At 71.6% G+C, this 14,252-nt stretch carries 13 protein-coding genes; 6 read left to right on the top strand and 7 right to left on the bottom strand.

Annotated features, from left to right (window positions below; translation table 11 throughout):
- Window positions 1-54: 54 nt before the first annotated feature.
- The gene (locus AB852_RS33235; RefSeq protein ID WP_399547496.1) at window positions 55-420 is read right to left on the bottom strand and encodes a DUF6412 domain-containing protein; all 366 of its coding nucleotides are present in this window, start codon (window positions 418-420) and stop codon (window positions 55-57) included.
- A gap of 151 nt (window positions 421-571) precedes the next feature.
- Here AB852_RS33235 and AB852_RS33240 point away from each other — a divergent pair, with 151 nt between their 5' ends.
- The 5 genes from AB852_RS33240 (at window position 572) to AB852_RS33260 (ending at window position 5,207) form a co-directional block, all read left to right on the top strand.
- Window positions 572-1,603: an SEC-C metal-binding domain-containing protein gene (locus AB852_RS33240; RefSeq protein ID WP_073793880.1), complete on the top strand. Its 1,032-nt coding sequence runs from the start codon at window positions 572-574 to the stop codon at window positions 1,601-1,603.
- 61 nt (window positions 1,604-1,664) lie between these two features.
- Window positions 1,665-2,684, top strand: coding sequence for a NaeI family type II restriction endonuclease (locus AB852_RS33245; RefSeq protein WP_073794422.1), 1,020 nt, complete (start codon window positions 1,665-1,667; stop codon window positions 2,682-2,684).
- A gap of 30 nt (window positions 2,685-2,714) precedes the next feature.
- Window positions 2,715-4,106, top strand: coding sequence for a PIN-like domain-containing protein (locus AB852_RS33250; RefSeq protein WP_073793881.1), 1,392 nt, complete (start codon window positions 2,715-2,717; stop codon window positions 4,104-4,106).
- A gap of 47 nt (window positions 4,107-4,153) precedes the next feature.
- Entirely contained in the window at window positions 4,154-4,759 is a 606-nt protein-coding gene (locus tag AB852_RS33255) for a hypothetical protein (RefSeq protein ID WP_073793882.1), read from the top strand.
- A complete protein-coding gene (locus AB852_RS33260) occupies window positions 4,752-5,207 on the top strand; it encodes a very short patch repair endonuclease (RefSeq protein ID WP_073793883.1) in 456 nt (151 codons plus the stop codon). The genes AB852_RS33255 and AB852_RS33260 overlap by 8 nt, the downstream gene beginning before the upstream one ends.
- A gap of 22 nt (window positions 5,208-5,229) precedes the next feature.
- On the opposite strand, the gene AB852_RS33265 is transcribed toward AB852_RS33260, so the two are convergent.
- Together AB852_RS33265 and AB852_RS33270 are read right to left on the bottom strand one after the other, a co-directional pair.
- On the bottom strand, window positions 5,230-6,453 hold the full coding sequence (locus AB852_RS33265; protein WP_073793884.1) for a DNA cytosine methyltransferase: 1,224 nt from the start codon (window positions 6,451-6,453) through the stop codon (window positions 5,230-5,232).
- 252 nt (window positions 6,454-6,705) lie between these two features.
- On the bottom strand, window positions 6,706-8,085 hold the full coding sequence (locus AB852_RS33270; RefSeq protein ID WP_073793885.1) for an SGNH/GDSL hydrolase family protein: 1,380 nt from the start codon (window positions 8,083-8,085) through the stop codon (window positions 6,706-6,708).
- Between the two features lie 565 nt (window positions 8,086-8,650).
- On the opposite strand from AB852_RS33270, the gene AB852_RS33275 reads away from it, so the two are divergent.
- Window positions 8,651-10,015 (top strand): DUF445 domain-containing protein, encoded by a 1,365-nt coding sequence (locus AB852_RS33275; RefSeq protein ID WP_073794424.1) that lies wholly within the window; start codon window positions 8,651-8,653, stop codon window positions 10,013-10,015.
- A gap of 197 nt (window positions 10,016-10,212) precedes the next feature.
- Here the strand turns inward: AB852_RS33275 and AB852_RS33280 are convergent, their stop codons facing one another.
- The 4 genes from AB852_RS33280 to AB852_RS33295 all read right to left on the bottom strand — a co-directional run bounded on the left by AB852_RS33280 (window position 10,213) and on the right by AB852_RS33295 (window position 14,093).
- Window positions 10,213-10,986: a DUF1707 SHOCT-like domain-containing protein gene (locus tag AB852_RS33280; protein WP_079185095.1), complete on the bottom strand. Its 774-nt coding sequence runs from the start codon at window positions 10,984-10,986 to the stop codon at window positions 10,213-10,215.
- A gap of 70 nt (window positions 10,987-11,056) precedes the next feature.
- Complete coding sequence (locus AB852_RS33285; RefSeq protein ID WP_245877012.1) at window positions 11,057-12,232, bottom strand: ABC transporter ATP-binding protein; 1,176 nt, start codon at window positions 12,230-12,232, stop codon at window positions 11,057-11,059.
- 75 nt (window positions 12,233-12,307) lie between these two features.
- On the bottom strand, window positions 12,308-13,150 hold the full coding sequence (locus AB852_RS33290; RefSeq protein WP_073794433.1) for an ABC transporter permease: 843 nt from the start codon (window positions 13,148-13,150) through the stop codon (window positions 12,308-12,310).
- 127 nt (window positions 13,151-13,277) lie between these two features.
- Window positions 13,278-14,093 carry an ABC transporter permease gene (locus tag AB852_RS33295; protein WP_079185097.1) on the bottom strand — a complete coding sequence of 272 codons (816 nt, stop codon included), beginning with the start codon at window positions 14,091-14,093 and terminating at the stop codon, window positions 13,278-13,280.
- Window positions 14,094-14,252: the final 159 nt, after the last annotated feature.

Raw genomic sequence — 14,252 nt, forward strand, 5'->3', positions numbered from 1 at the left:
GTTGCGGTCAGGGACGCCGGGCACAAGGGCCGGGCGGGAGGCTGCGGGTGTCGGTCAGACGGCCGTCAGGGCGGGGAGTCCCGGGGCCCTGGGGCGGGGGCGGCCCGCGGCGTCGGGGTCGCGTTGCGGCAGGAAGGCGGTGCGCCGTTCCCGGTCGCGGATGGCGGTGCGCACCCGGGTCCGCGGTACGGCGGGGACCCGCCGCGCGGCCATGAGCGAGCCGACCGCGAAGGCGGTGGCGGCCGTGGTCGCCGCGAGGGCGACGGCGGCGGCGAGACCGCCGGTGTCGGCGAGCAGGAGCAGCAGCGGTTCGAGGAGGAGGGTGAGCAGCAGGAGCGCGTGGCGCGCGGACGGCGCGCCGGAGCGGCCGGACCGCCCGGTCCGTGCCGCCGTGCTCCTCGTCCCGCCCGCGCGGTCCACGTACTGCCTCCCGGCCGAAGTCCGTCTCTTCCCGCCGTTATACCCGATGCGGGCCCGCCGGGTCATCGCCCCTGGGGAGGAGCCCGCTCCCGCCCCGGTGAAGGAGCCCGCTCCCCCACCCCCGCCCACCGGCCGCAGTACGGTGTCATCCATGCGCCCCGACACGCCTGCCGAACACGCCGATTCCGCCGACCACGTCGCAGAAGCCGACCGCCTGGAGCGCACAGCCGGGCGATACCCCGAGGACGCCGAGCAACTGCTGTCCCAGGCCGCCGCACATCTGGAACTCGCGGGCGAACGGGAGCGCGCGAGCGCCCTGTACGACCGCCTGCTGTCACCGGACCTGGCGGCCCCGCTGGAGAACCCGGCCCTGGTGCGGGCCCTGAAGGCCGCGAACCTGTGGGAGTACGGGCACGAGGCCGAGGCCCGCGCGATCATCGACGGCGTCCGGGCGGCGGCGCCGCCGCACCCCGCGCCCTGGGTGATCGTCGCGGAGGCCCTGGAGTCCCACGACGAACTCCAGGCCGCGCACGACACGTTCACCGAGGCGGCGGCGCTGCTGGTGGAGCCGGGGGCCGAGCGGCCCCCGGCCGAGGTGCGTCCCGTGCTGTACGGGCGGCACCGGGTGCGGCGCATGCTGGGCGAGCCGCATGACGCGTGGGACACCCTGGCGGACGGTCTGCACACGGGGACGGTGTCGCTGGACGAGCTGCACGACCCGAAGCGGGTGTGGTCGCTGGGGTCGGACAACCCGGCGGAGCTGAAGGCCGAGATCTCCCGGCTGCGGGCCGAACTCGGCGCCTACCGGGCGGCCCTGTCCCGGCCGTTCCCGGTGGCCGTCCTGCACTGGCCGGCCGGTGAACTCGCCGAGCTGGTCGAGGCGTACCCGTCGCTGGCCGAGGAGTACCCCTCCCACGAGGAGCACCTGGCGACCATAGAGTCCTCCCTGCGGGAACTCGCCGCGTCCGGCACCCCGAACCTCGGCATCGTCACCGCCACGGTCCCCTCGTACGAGGCGTTCGCCGCCTCCGAGGCCGCCTCCCCCACGGACACCTCGCTCCTCCCCCAGTACACCACCACCCTCGCGGCCCGAGGCCGAGCCGAACCCTGGCCCCCGCCCCCGACCGCCCCGTGCTGGTGCGGCTCGGGCCGGGGGTACGGGGAGTGCCACGGGGCGGGATGACGGCCCTCCCCCCGGCCCCGGCGTACATCCTGATATCTGGAGAGTGAAGGCACTGACCGTGATGCCCCTGCCCGAAGACCCCGCTGTCCCCGGAGTTCCGGCCATACCGGATGACAGCGCGCCTGACCTGGAGATCTCCGCGGTACGGGAGGACATCCTCCAGCTGGACCCCACGGGGGACAGATTCAGCGCCGTACTGCGCGAGACCATCGATCAGCTGCTCGACGGGGAAACCACCGGCCGGTACGACTGGAAGACCCTCCTGAAGACGGAGAAGACCCACGCCGGCACTCTCGTCGAGATCAATCTCCAGCGCCGGTTCCGGTTCGGGGACGGCGTGAGCATGGACTACCGGATCGCCGGTGTCGATGTGGACTGCAAGTTCTCACAGCAGTTCGGCGGGTGGATGATCCCTCCGGAGGCCCTGGGCCATATCTGTCTGCTGGTGTGGGCGGATGACAGCCGGTCGCTCTGGAGCGCCGGCCTGCTGCGCGTACGGCGTGAGTGGCTGAACGGCGGCAATAACCGCGACCTCAAGCTGACTCTCAGCGCCAAGCACCGTGACAAGATCCACTGGCTGTGGCAGCGCGGCCCGGGACAGCCGGGCACCGCGGCGCACCACCTGGATCTCCCCGAGAACGTCCTGCTCCATATGGACCCGGCCGACCGCGCGGCCGTCTTCGCCCCGGCGTCGGGCCAGGCACGGCTGAACGAGCTGTTCCGCCGGGCCCGCGGCCGCCGGATAGGACGGAACGTCGTGCGCACCGTGGCTCAGCAGAAGGACTATATGAAGCGGGTGCGGGGCAACGGCGGGTCCCGGTCGGCCCTGCGCGCGGAGGGCATCCTGATCATGGGCGATTACGCGAGCCACCAGCGCATCGCGTCGGAACTCGGTGTCCCGGTCCCCCGGGAAGGCGAGTTCGTGAGCGTGCGGGTCGTCACGGCGAACGCCCGGCACGCCAGCCGGCCACGGGTGGATCTGGACGGTGCGGCCTGGGTACTCGCCGGGCCGGAAGATCCGCACGAGCCGGGCCCGCTGCTGCCGAAGACGAGTAGCGCGGCACAGCCGTCAGCACTGTGACCACATCCACCCGGGCGAAGGAATCCCCTCATGCAAGGGCCGGAGAACGAACTCCCTCTGATCAGGCAGTACCAGGACTGGCTTCGTGCGGACACCGCGGGGAGCGAGCCTGACCGGTCCGCGTTCTTCACCGACGCGCTGATCGTCCTCGACACCAATGTGCTGCTGAGTCTCTACGAGTACACACCAGCGGCACGCGAGCAGGTGCTGGACGCGCTGAGCAGCGTACGGGACCGGCTCTGGCTGCCCCATCAGGTGGGGCTGGAGTTCGTCCAGGGCCGTCACCGTGTCATCGCGGAGCGGCGGAAGGCACTCAATGACGCCCCGGGCAATGTCAACAGGCGGCTCGGCGAGGCCAACAAGGCCATTCTCGCGGCGAGGGAACTGGTCCAGGGCCTGCTCGTCAAATACGCGCGGGACGCCGAGGCCAGCGAACAGCTCGCCTCGGAGATCTCCAGCCAGGCTGTCGACACACTGCTAGGAGAGTGGAAGACGGCCCTTATCGACCAGGTCAAGGCGCTGAAGCAGGACCATGACCTGGCACCCGGGTCTGTCGATACCGAGGACCCCGTACTGCCGCGAGTGGCCGCGCTGTTCGGTGAGAACATCGCGGACCCTCCCAGTCCGCCAGTTGTCCGCCAGCGCGTGACAGAGGCTGTCTCCTACCGCTTTCCCAACCAGATACCGCCGGGCTTCAAAGACGCCGGAAAGGGCACACCGCTGTCGGCTGCGGGCGACTATCTGCTGTGGGAAGAGGTCATCGACCGTCTGACCATGCCGGACGGCCGGAAACGGCTGCTGTTCGTCTCCGCGGATATGAAGGACGACTGGTACCAGCCCGCTGAGCACGGGCGGGCCGCACGGCCCTGGCCGTCGCTGATGAGCGAACTGAGGAACCGCACGGGAGCGGAGCTGCGCATCGAGACACCCGGGCACTTCTACCGGGGTGTGGACGGCTTCCTGCACGCGGAGATCGCCGCGGCCACCTATGACGAGATCGACCGCGCGGCCATACCTCCGGCGCGGATCGAGATCACGGAGGAGGAAGCCCCTCTCACACCGCACCCCCCGGAACTGGCGGAGGCCGCCAGCAAGGCGGCAGGTCTCGACGGCTATGCCGCCGCTCTGCTGGATCACCTCTTTGTCTGGTGGCTGATCGGAGTCACGGTTCAGCTCGGGCGGCGCGAGCCCCAGGAAGACGAGCCGCTGGTCTCCATCGCGGCCGCCGCGTGGTCGGCCGACGCAGAGCCGGGCTGGATACCGGGGGACGCACTGCGGCTGGGCGAGTGGCCCTACCGGAGCTCCACGCGGATCGCTCCGTGGTTCGTCCGCTCCCTGGGGCTGCTGCCACTGGAGCAGCGCCGGGCCGTGCAGCGGCTTGCCGCACAGCAGCTGGACCGCGCCCCGCGGGCAGAACCGTAGGCTGACCCGCCCCATCGCAATGTGTACGTCAGGAGAGGACCGCACCCGTGACAGAAGAGCAGCCGCCCGGCGGAGAGTGGCGGAAGCTGAAGCCGGACGCCGAGCACGCGCTGCGGAGCCTGCTGGAGAAGGTGGACTCCCACGCCAGCCCCATGGAGCTCTTCGAGAGCTACGCCTACACCAAGGAAGTCACGGCGAGGGCTGTCCAGGCCAGGATGGAGATGTATCTCCCCGATTCCGACGCGGCTTTCCACCACGTGCGCGGGGTCATTCTCCGGGAGCTGACCGCGCGCTACGGTCACGCGATTCCGGAGTCCATACTGCGGGTGCCGTACGGCAGTTCCGTGCATGAGCGGATCTTCGCCCTGCTTCACGAACAGCTGGCAAGACCGGTGCCAGCCGCCATTATCCGGATCGTCACGGCGGACAATGTGCATACCGAGCGCAGGATCCGGGAACTGCGCGAGCTGGGTCTTGATGTACACCCCACCGGCAGCGGGAACGAACAGGGCGGATACGAACTGCGTTCCCTTGAGGTCGATCTCGGCAAGCTGCCCTCCATCGCCCGGAATATCATCAGAAGTAAGAAGTCGCTGCCGGCGGACCGGAGGGCACAGATGCTCCGTGACGTGGGAATCTCCGGCGATGAATGATCCGGAAACCTGGGAACGGCCAGCGGGGTCCTGGGCTTCGTCCGCCGCACGGCGGCGGAATATGCAGGCCATCCGCAGCCGGGACACCCAGCCGGAGTGGCTGATCCGCCGGCTCGTGCACGCGCGGGGGCTGCGGTACCGGGTCTCGGCGAAGCCGCTTCCGGGGCTCCGGCGGACCGCCGACCTGGTCTTCCGGCCGTCGAAGGTCGCGGTCTTCGTGGACGGCTGCTACTGGCACGGCTGCCCGGAGCACTATGTGCGGCCGAAGACGAACGAGGAGTACTGGTCCGGCAAGGTCGCCGTCAATGTGACACGCGACCGGGACACCGACACCCGGCTTGCCGAGGCCGGGTGGCTCGTACTCCGTTTCTGGGAGCACGAGCCACCTGAGGACTGCGCCGTCAGGATCGCGGCGGAGGTCGAGCGGCGGCGGCCCGCACCGGGCTGAGCGGGCCCCCGCCCAGGCGGGGTCAGCCCCGCCGGGGTGCGCCCTTGCCTGACTGGTCACGCTCGCGCGCGGCTTCCAGCACCTGGATGATGGAGGCGCCGACAGCGGCGGCCACCGGCGGGGGGAACGCGTTGCCGACCTGCCGGTAGCGCGCTGTCTTACCGCCGGTGAACTCCCACTCGGGCGGGAACCCCTGGATGATCGCGGCCTGCTGCACGGTGAGCATCGGACCGTCGGCGCCAAACAGGTCGCGGTCTTCCGTTTCCTTGGCCCGGCACACCTTGGGGTCGTTGGCGACGCCCAGGCCACTCACGCCGAGCTGCTTCCAGGCCGCCTTCGCCCGGCTGGGTCCGAGATCCGCGCCGCCGTGCTTCTTCGATCCGCCGACGAGGGTGGGCGCGATACCGCCGCCCCTGCCGAGCAGTTCAGTGTGCCGGTCGCCCGCCCGCTTGGTCCAACGCTCATGGGCAGCGCGGGCCTGCTCCGCGTGCGGCCCCTCCGCGTACGCCTCGTAGCGCTCCTTCATCGTGGCGGCCAGGGCCTCCACCACGGGTACGACCTCGTCATGGGTAGGGCTGGGCCACTCGTACTTCAGGTCCTTGATGACATCACTGCGGAAAGCGACGAGGATCGCGCGCGGACGGAGCTGCGGAACACCGAACTTGCTGGCTTCGAGCACATCCCACTCGCCCACCGTGTAGCGGGGGCCGCGCGGGATGCCCTTGTCGTCCGGGAAGCCGTTCTCCAGCTCGCCGGTGATCCATTCCCGGTACTCGTCGAACTTGGGGTCCATGATGCCGCGGACGTTCTCGATCATCACGGCCCGGGGCTGGAGTTCCCGCGCGAGCCTGAGCATCTCCGGGAAGAGGTCGCGCTCGTCCGCTTTGCCCAGCTGCTTGCCCGCGTGGGAGAAGGGCGGGCACGGGACCCCGCCCGCCAGCAGATCAAGCTCTTGGCCGCGCCAGACCGCGCTCTTCTCCAGATCGTCCTCCGGCTTGAAGTCCTTGACGTCCCCGCATACGAGATCGCAGTACTTCTTCTCCCACGCCCAGCCCGGCTGGTTTTCGATGTTCTTCTCAAGTGTGTTCCCGGCGTGCGGATCGATCTCCACGAGCGCGAGATGCCGGAATCCGGCCTTGTGCAGACCGATGGCCTGGCCTCCCGCGCCCGCGCAGATCTCAATCGACGTGAACTCCGGCTTGTCCTCCAGGACACGGTCCGTACCGTGCTCCTCAGTGCCTGTCATGCACCCTCCTTTGACCCATTCCCCGCTGACGCCTCACAGCGCCCTCATCACAGAGGGTGACAGACCCCACTGACAACGCGACCTTCCACAGTCTGCGCCATACGCGCACCGGCTTCCGCCACAGCGCGCGGATCGCACAGCAATCAACACCACGACGATATTGCCCCATGGGAAACCCGGGCGGACCGGGTTCCCCGCACGCTGGCAGCCCGGCGGGACAGCGCCGCCGTCACTTTCCGTGCCGACGTGCCCTCACAGCTCCGCCGGAGCATCCCCCCGCAGAGCCGTCAGGTCCAGGGACCCGGCCATGCGGGCGTAGCCCGCGTCGCTGGGGTGGAGGTGGTCGCCCGAGTCGTAGTGGGGGTGGAGGGCTCGGGGGTGGCGGGGGTCGCGGAGGGCGTGGTCGAAGTCGGCGACCATGTCGAAGACCGTGCCGGAGCGGATCTCCGCGTTCACCGCCTGGCGGACCTCTTCGAGGGCGGGGCGGTAGCCACGGTGGCCGTGGAAGGGCATCAGCGTGGCGCCGGCGACCCGCAGTCCGCGGGCACGGGCCCGGCGGGTCAGGTCCCGCAGCCCCTCGGTGATGTGCCGCGGGTCGGTGACGTGCGGGGTGCGCAGGATGTCGTTGATGCCCAGGGCGACCACCACCACCCGGGCGCCGGTCCGGTCGAGGACGTCCCGCTCGAAGCGGGACCATCCGCTCGGGTTGCCCGGCGGGCGTCCCGCGCCGTCCGACAGCAGACGGTTGCCGCTGATCCCCAGGTTCGCGACCCCGTACCGGGGCCCGTCCCGCCGCTGCGCGAGCCGGTCCGCGAGGACGTCCGGCCAGCGGCGGTCCGCCCCGACCGTGGCCGTCACCCCGTCGGTCAGTGAGTCGCCGAACGCCACGACCGTGCCCTCGGCCCCGCCACCGCGCACGTCCAGCGCCGTCACGTACCGCCACACCTGGGCACCGCGCGCGTACCCGGCGCCGCCCACCGAACCTGCCTGGTCGCCCGGCGCGACGTACGACACCTGGCGCGCCCTCGGGTGGTACGTCACCGGACCCGACGGCGTCGGCGAGTACGTGCTGATCAGCATGTCCGTGTCGGCCGGCACCCGCAGCGCCACCGCGTCCGAGACGATCTGCGCCCCGGGCGCCACCACCACGGACGGGCGCCCCGCGAACAGCAGCCTGCGCAGCGTCCCCGGCTCCGCCGCCGCCGAACCCGGTGCCGCCGCCACGGCGAGCGACGCGTGTGTGATGTTCAGCGGCGCGGCCCCGTACAGATTGGACAGGGTCACCCGGGCGCCGGTGCCGCCGGCGCTGGTGTGCACGACATTGCGCAGCGAGCGGTTCGCCCACCCGTCGGCCCCCGTCCGCGGCTCGGCACCCACCGGCGCGGTCGCCCAGGTCGCCGCCCAGCCGCCCGCCGACGCGGAGTCCGCCCGCGCGGACCCCCGGGCCGGGTTCCCCGCGGCCTTCCCGGGCCCGGCACCGCCCTGGACAGCGCGGACACCGTCCTCGTCCGGCCCGCCCGGGACAACGCTGTGGACGCCGGCGGAGACCAGTACCGCCACGGAGAGCACGGCGGCCAGCAGGGTCCCACCTCGGCGGGGCGTGCCCGGGTCCCTGTCGTGACGCTCGGTCATGCGGTCGTTCGCTCCTCGGGCAGGGAGCCCGGGGCTCCGGTGTGATGACCTCATCCTCATGATGCGGTACGGGACGGACAGGTCCCGGGGGCGGGTTCCTCCGCCGGCACGGATACCCGTACCGGCACCGCCGCACCCCTCCTTCAGGACGCCGGGAACTCGTACGCCGTTCCAGGAGTAGGGGAGGGAGAGGGCGCGGCCCGATCAGGGGTGAAGAGGTCGAAAGGCCGAGAAGTTGAGAAGGTGAGGGGACAGCGGGCGGTACCCCCGCCCCAGCCGGCGCCCACGCACGACCGGCATTCAGGACGGACCACGGAGGATGGAGCGGATGGAACGCGCGGAGCAGGCCGGTTCGACCGGCGGGCGGGAGAGTACGCCCGCCTGGGCTGCCCTGCCCGCGCCCGGCACGACCGGCCCGGACACGGCCCCGGACGACGACGGCGAACCGCCCCCCGGCGGAGGGAACGGAACCCGCCCCGGGAACGGCAACGGTGACGGTGACGGTGACGGTGACCACGGTACGAGTGGCGCCAACGGTACGAGTGGGGTCGGCGGTAGCGGCGGTATGAACGGGTCCGGCGGGGCCGGGGGGTCCGGCTCCGGTCGGGCGGGCGGCTCCGGGGGCTCGAAGGGGTCCGGAGGGGCCGGGGGGCCGCTCGGGCGTGGGGGGTTCACGTTCAGCGCGGCGGACGCCGAGCGGCAGCGCGGGGTCCGGCGGATGAAGATGTTCGCGACCGGACTGCTCGTCTTCGTCGCCGTCGTGTACGTACTCGCCAAGTGGGCGCAGAACTCCGGCGCGGGCGCCTGGGCGGGGTATGTGGCCGCCGCGGCCGAGGCCGGGATGGTCGGCGCGCTCGCGGACTGGTTCGCGGTCACCGCGCTGTTCCGGCGTCCGCTCGGGCTGCCGATCCCGCACACGGCGATCATCCCGACCAAGAAGGACCAGCTGGGGGTGTCCCTCGGCGAGTTCGTCGGGGAGAACTTCCTGTCGCAGGAGGTCGTCCGCGGGCGGCTGCGGTCCGTCGGGATCGGGCACCGGCTCGGCGCGTGGCTCGCGGAGCCCGACCACGCCGACCGGGTCACCGCCGAGCTGGCGACGGCCCTGCGCGGGGCGCTCACCGTGCTGCGGGACTCCGATGTGCAGGCGATCGTCGGGGAGGCGATCACCCGGCGGGCCAACGCGCACGAGATCGCGCCCGGGATGGGCAAGCTGCTGGAGAAGGTCGTCGAGGACGGCGGTCACCGCCGGATCGTGGACCTGGTGTGCGTACGGGCCCATGACTGGCTCGTGGAGCACGGGGACTCCGTGATGGACGCGGTGCAGGGCGGGGCGCCCGGCTGGACGCCCCGGTTCGTGGACCGCAAGGTCGGGGAGCGGGTCTACAAGGAGCTGCTCCGCTTCGTCACCGAGATGCGTGACATGCCGGAGCACCCCGCGCGCGGGGCGGTCGACCGCTTCCTCGCGGACTTCGCGTCCGACCTCCAGTCCGACACGGACACCCGTGCGCGGGTCGAGCGGCTGAAGCGGGAGGTGCTCGCGCGCGGTGAGGTGCAGGACGTCATCGCCTCGGCGTGGTCCTCGATACGGGCGATGATCGTCGCGGCGGCGGAGGACGAGCGCAGCGAGCTGCGGCTGCGGGTACGCACGTCCCTGCTGTCGCTGGGGGCGCGGATGTCGACGGACGCGCGGTTGCAGGCGAAGGTCGACGGCTGGGTCGAGGGCGCGGCGGTGTACGTCGTGACCACCTACCGGGACGAGATCACCTCGCTGATCACGGACACGGTCGCGGGCTGGGACGCGGAGCACACGTCACGGAAGATCGAGGCCCATATCGGCCGCGACCTCCAGTTCATCCGGATCAACGGCACGGTCGTCGGCTCCCTCGCGGGCCTGCTCATCTACGCCGTGTCCCACGGGGTGTGGTCATGACGGCCCCTGCCCTTCCGGGGGCTTGAGCCCGGGCCCTTCCCTGGGCCTGAGCCACGGCTTCGGAGGGGGCGGGGGCCGCTTCGGGAGGGGCGGCCGGTCGCAGGGCGGCGGGCGGGTCATGGGCGATGTCGTCCCGTGAGCCGCCCGCCGCCCTGCGACCGTACCGGGACAGGTTCCCGTACCCGTACCGCGGTGGGTCAGGAGGTGTCCGGCGGGTTCTTGAGCTGGCGGCGGGCGGCCCGGCGCTCCAGCTTGAGCCGCTCGCGTTCCGCCTTCACCCGCTCCCGCTCCGCCTTGGTGAGCTTGCGGCGGACGTCGACACCGCCCCAGAACGCCAGGCCCGTGACGATCACCCGGGGCGCGCCCGGGTCGTGCAGGGCGCCGTCGTCCTTGGGCTGGTCGAAGCCGCCCATGATGCTGATGCCGCGCACCACGACCTCGACCCCGGGCGGGACGATCACGTCGATACCGCCCATGACGGCGAAGCAGTTGACCACGATCTCGCGGTCCGCGAAGTTCGCCTCCCGCAGATCGATGTCACCCCCGCCCATCAGGGCGAACGCGTTGAACCTGCGGGGCGCGGTCCACCGGCCCCGGCGGCTGAACCCGCTCATCACGGCCACCCCCAGCGACGAGGTGGGCTCGCCCCCGATGCGGTGCTGCCAGTCGACGGACACCTCACCGGGGCGTGCCGCCTTCGCCAGGGACGCGGCGGGCGCGGAACCGAGGGCGGGCAGGTCCTGGGTGATCGGCTCCAGTTCGCCGTACGTACGGGCCGCGTACGTGGCCTCCAGCCGCTCCTCGAACTCCGTCATGTCGAGACGGCCCTCCGCCACGGCGTCCCGGAGGATCTCCGCGACCCGTTCGCGGTCGGCGTCCGCGGCGCGCAGCTCCGACGGGGTCAGGTCCGTCGAGGGCCGCTTCGCGGGCCGGCGTTCGGGGTCGGCGGGGGAAGGTTCTGCGTCCGTCATATGAGAAGCCTACGAGTTCGGTGCAGTTCGCACTACGAGGCTCCCCGCCGACGGAGGGGCGGACCAGGGCTCAGACGCCCGGCCGGCCCGCGTACATCCGCGCGATCACCGCCTCGATGTCCGGCTCGCGGACCGAGAGGTCGGCCAGCGGGTACTCCGCGGCGATCCGCGCGACCAGCGGGGCGGCCGAGCCGCGCGCGGGGAACGCGAGCCACTGGCGCGGCCCTTCGACCTTGACGACCCGGGCCGCGTCACCGAGGTCGATCGGCGGGAGTTCGCGCTCCAGGTCGACCACCAGGGTCCGTTCGCTCTCGCCCACCTCGTGCAGCCCCGTCAGCGGGCCGTCGTAGACCAGCCGTCCGTGGTCGATGACCATGACCCGGCGGCACAACTGCTCGATGTCCGTGAGGTCATGGGTGGTGAGCAGGACCGTGGTGCCCCGCTCGGCGTTGAGGTCCCGCAGGAACTCCCGTACCCGGGCCTTGGAGACCACGTCGAGACCGATCGTCGGCTCGTCCAGGTAGAGCACCTCGGGGTCGTGCAGCAGGGCCGCCGCGATGTCGCCGCGCATCCGCTGGCCGAGGGAGAGCTGACGGACGGGTACGTCGAGGAGTTCGCCGAGCTGGAGGAGTTCGACGCAGCGGTCGAGGTTCTCCCGGTAGCGCGCGTCGGGGATGCGGTACATACGGTGCGCCAGCCGGTACGAGTCGATCAGCGGCAGGTCCCACCACAGGGTGGTGCGCTGGCCGAAGACGACGCCGATCCGGCGGGCCAGCCGGGTGCGTTCGCGGGAGGGGTCGATGCCCGCGACGCGGATACGGCCGGCGCTGGGGGTGAGGATGCCCGTCAGCATCTTGATCGTGGTCGACTTCCCGGCGCCGTTGGGCCCGATGTAGCCGACGATCTCGCCGCGCGGCACGGTGAAGGTCAGCGAGTCGACCGCGCGGACCTCCCGGGTCTCCCGGCGCAGGAAGCCCGTACGGCGGCGGACGTCGAAGACCTTCTCGACCCCGTCGAGGCTGATGAGCACATCCCCGGTGACGGGTCCGGGTCCGGGTCCGGTGACGGGTCCGATGCCTGTGCTTGTACCTGTGCTTGTACCTGTGCCGACACCCGTACCCGTACCCGTGGCGGTGCCGGTGGCGGTGCCGGTGGCGCCCGCGCGGTCCCCGGCGGTCGTCGTTCGCCGCGCCTCGGCGGCTTCAGCGGTCTCGGCGGTCTCAGAGGCTTCGGCGGTCTCGTCCATGTTCTGCGGTCCTTCCCAGTTCCTCGCGTCCGGTCGGCGGGGTGTCCGGGGCGGGCGGGCCCCGGACGGGTGCGGCTAGCTGCCCGTGCTGCGGTAGGCGCGCAGTCCCGCCCGCCAGACGAGTCCGGCGGCGGCGCAGGCCGCTATCGCGACCAGCGGGGCGGTGAACGGCACCCAGGGCGGCAGGTCCACCGGGTACGGGCGGCCCAGGACGTACAGCGCGGGCAGCCAGTTGACGAAGGCCAGCGGGAGGACGAACGTCACCCCGCGCACCAGGTCCAGGGCGAACACGGCCGGCGGGTACTGGAGCATCGTGACCCCGCCGTACGTGAACGCGCTCTGCACCTCGGCGGCGTCCTTCGCCAGGAACTGGAACGCCGCGCCCCCCACGAACACCGCCGCGAAGATCCCGGCCCCGCTCAGCACCATCAGCGGCATGATCAGGACCTTCAGCGGGGTCCACTCGATGTCGAGGGTGACGAGCGCGTACCCCAGGATCAGCGCGCCCTGGACGATCCGGCCGAGCCTGCGCAGCGCGAAGCGGTCGGCGGCGACCTGTGCGAGCACCGGCGCCGGGCGGACCAGCAGCGTGTCGAGGGTGCCGTCCCGGACCCGGCGCCCCAGCCGGTCCACCGAGCCGAGCGCGAGGTCGACCAGTCCGAAGGACGTACCGGCGGCCCCGTACAGCAGCGCGATCTCGGGGAGCGTGTAGCCACCGAGCGAGTCGACCTGCGAGAACATCAGCAGGATCGCCACGAAGTCGAACGAGGTGACGACGAGGTTGGCGAACAGGCTCATCGCGAACGACGCGCGGTAGGTCATCGTGGAACGGATCCACATCACGGTGATCAGCCGGTAGGCGCGCAGCCCGTCCCGCAGCCGTGTCCAGGGCCCCTCCCGCTCACCGAAGCCGGACACCGCGGCGGAGCCGGGTACGGACGCGGTGCCGTCACCGGGTGCGGATGAAGTGCCCGGTACCGCTGCGGTCCCGGGTACGGACGGGGTCCCGGGTACGGAGCCGGGTGCGGACGTCGTGCGGAGTTCGTCAGCCACCCTGGACCACCACCCTGCGGGTCGCCGCGCCCTGGAGCAGCCGTCCGGTCAGCAGCAGGGCGAGGGCCCATCCGGCCTGGAAGGCGTAAGCCCCGAGCAGGTCCGTGCCGGTGCTCTTGCCGAGGAACACATCGGCGGGCACCTGGATCATCGCGGACCAGGGCAGCGCGCGGGCGATCTCCCCGAGCGTCCCGGGGAAGACCGCGAGCGGCAGCAGCATCCCGGAGAAGAAGACGCCCGCGAGAAATGCGATCTGCGCCACACCCGCGCCGTCCATCAGCCAGAACGCGGACAGCGCGACGACGAACCGGATCGCGAAGCTGACGACGGTGCCGAGCAGGACGGCCAGCAGGAAGGCGAGCCAGGTGAGGGGGTCGGCGGGCAGGGTGAGCGTGAAGCAGAACGCGCCGACCGCCATCGGGACGACACCCCTGCCGAGCAGCTGGAACGCGGCCCGGCCGAGGTCCCCGGCCAGCCACCACAGTTGCAGATCGGCGGGCCGGTACAGGTCGACGGCGATGTCGCCGGTGCGGATACGGTCCATCAGCTCGTCCTCGAACCCGCCGCCCAGCACGGAGGCGACGGCGAGCAGACCCTGGCTGATCCAGACGAAGGTGAGGGCGTCGGCCTGGTCGTAGCCCCCGAGACCGGGCCGCTCGTCCCAGAGGGCGATGTAGGTGTAGGCGAGAATGAAGCCGAAGACGGTGTTGGTGAACACCCCCGCGGCGGTGGCTGTGCGGTATGTGGCGTAGCGCCGGAATCCACCGGCGGCGACGGTCGCGTACAACCGGCCGGTGTGCACGTACAACCCCTTCCCCGTTTACGTCGTCTCCTGTTACGGGCCGAAGCGCCGAACCCTAGCGTCCGGGGACGTGCGGTACCACGGTATTTCCGTGCCCGACGCGTGCCACGCCCGTGGCTTTCGAGCGGGGGTGCGAAAGTTATGGGTGGGGGCGCCTAGGTTTAG

This window comes from Streptomyces uncialis, from assembly GCF_001905345.1.
GTDB lineage: Bacteria > Actinomycetota > Actinomycetes > Streptomycetales > Streptomycetaceae > Streptomyces > Streptomyces uncialis.

Coding starts and splice junctions, on each gene's coding strand:
- AB852_RS33280 (WP_079185095.1), bottom strand. CDS start 10,986: ATGACGGACGCAGAACCTTCCCCCGCCGACCCCGAACGCCGGCCCGCG.
- AB852_RS33265 (WP_073793884.1), bottom strand. CDS start 6,453: ATGACAGGCACTGAGGAGCACGGTACGGACCGTGTCCTGGAGGACAAG.
- AB852_RS33240 (WP_073793880.1), top strand. CDS start 572: ATGCGCCCCGACACGCCTGCCGAACACGCCGATTCCGCCGACCACGTC.
- AB852_RS33245 (WP_073794422.1), top strand. CDS start 1,665: ATGCCCCTGCCCGAAGACCCCGCTGTCCCCGGAGTTCCGGCCATACCG.
- AB852_RS33270 (WP_073793885.1), bottom strand. CDS start 8,085: ATGACCGAGCGTCACGACAGGGACCCGGGCACGCCCCGCCGAGGTGGG.
- AB852_RS33275 (WP_073794424.1), top strand. CDS start 8,651: ATGAACGGGTCCGGCGGGGCCGGGGGGTCCGGCTCCGGTCGGGCGGGC.
- AB852_RS33250 (WP_073793881.1), top strand. CDS start 2,715: ATGCAAGGGCCGGAGAACGAACTCCCTCTGATCAGGCAGTACCAGGAC.
- AB852_RS33260 (WP_073793883.1), top strand. CDS start 4,752: ATGAATGATCCGGAAACCTGGGAACGGCCAGCGGGGTCCTGGGCTTCG.
- AB852_RS33285 (WP_245877012.1), bottom strand. CDS start 12,232: ATGGACGAGACCGCCGAAGCCTCTGAGACCGCCGAGACCGCTGAAGCC.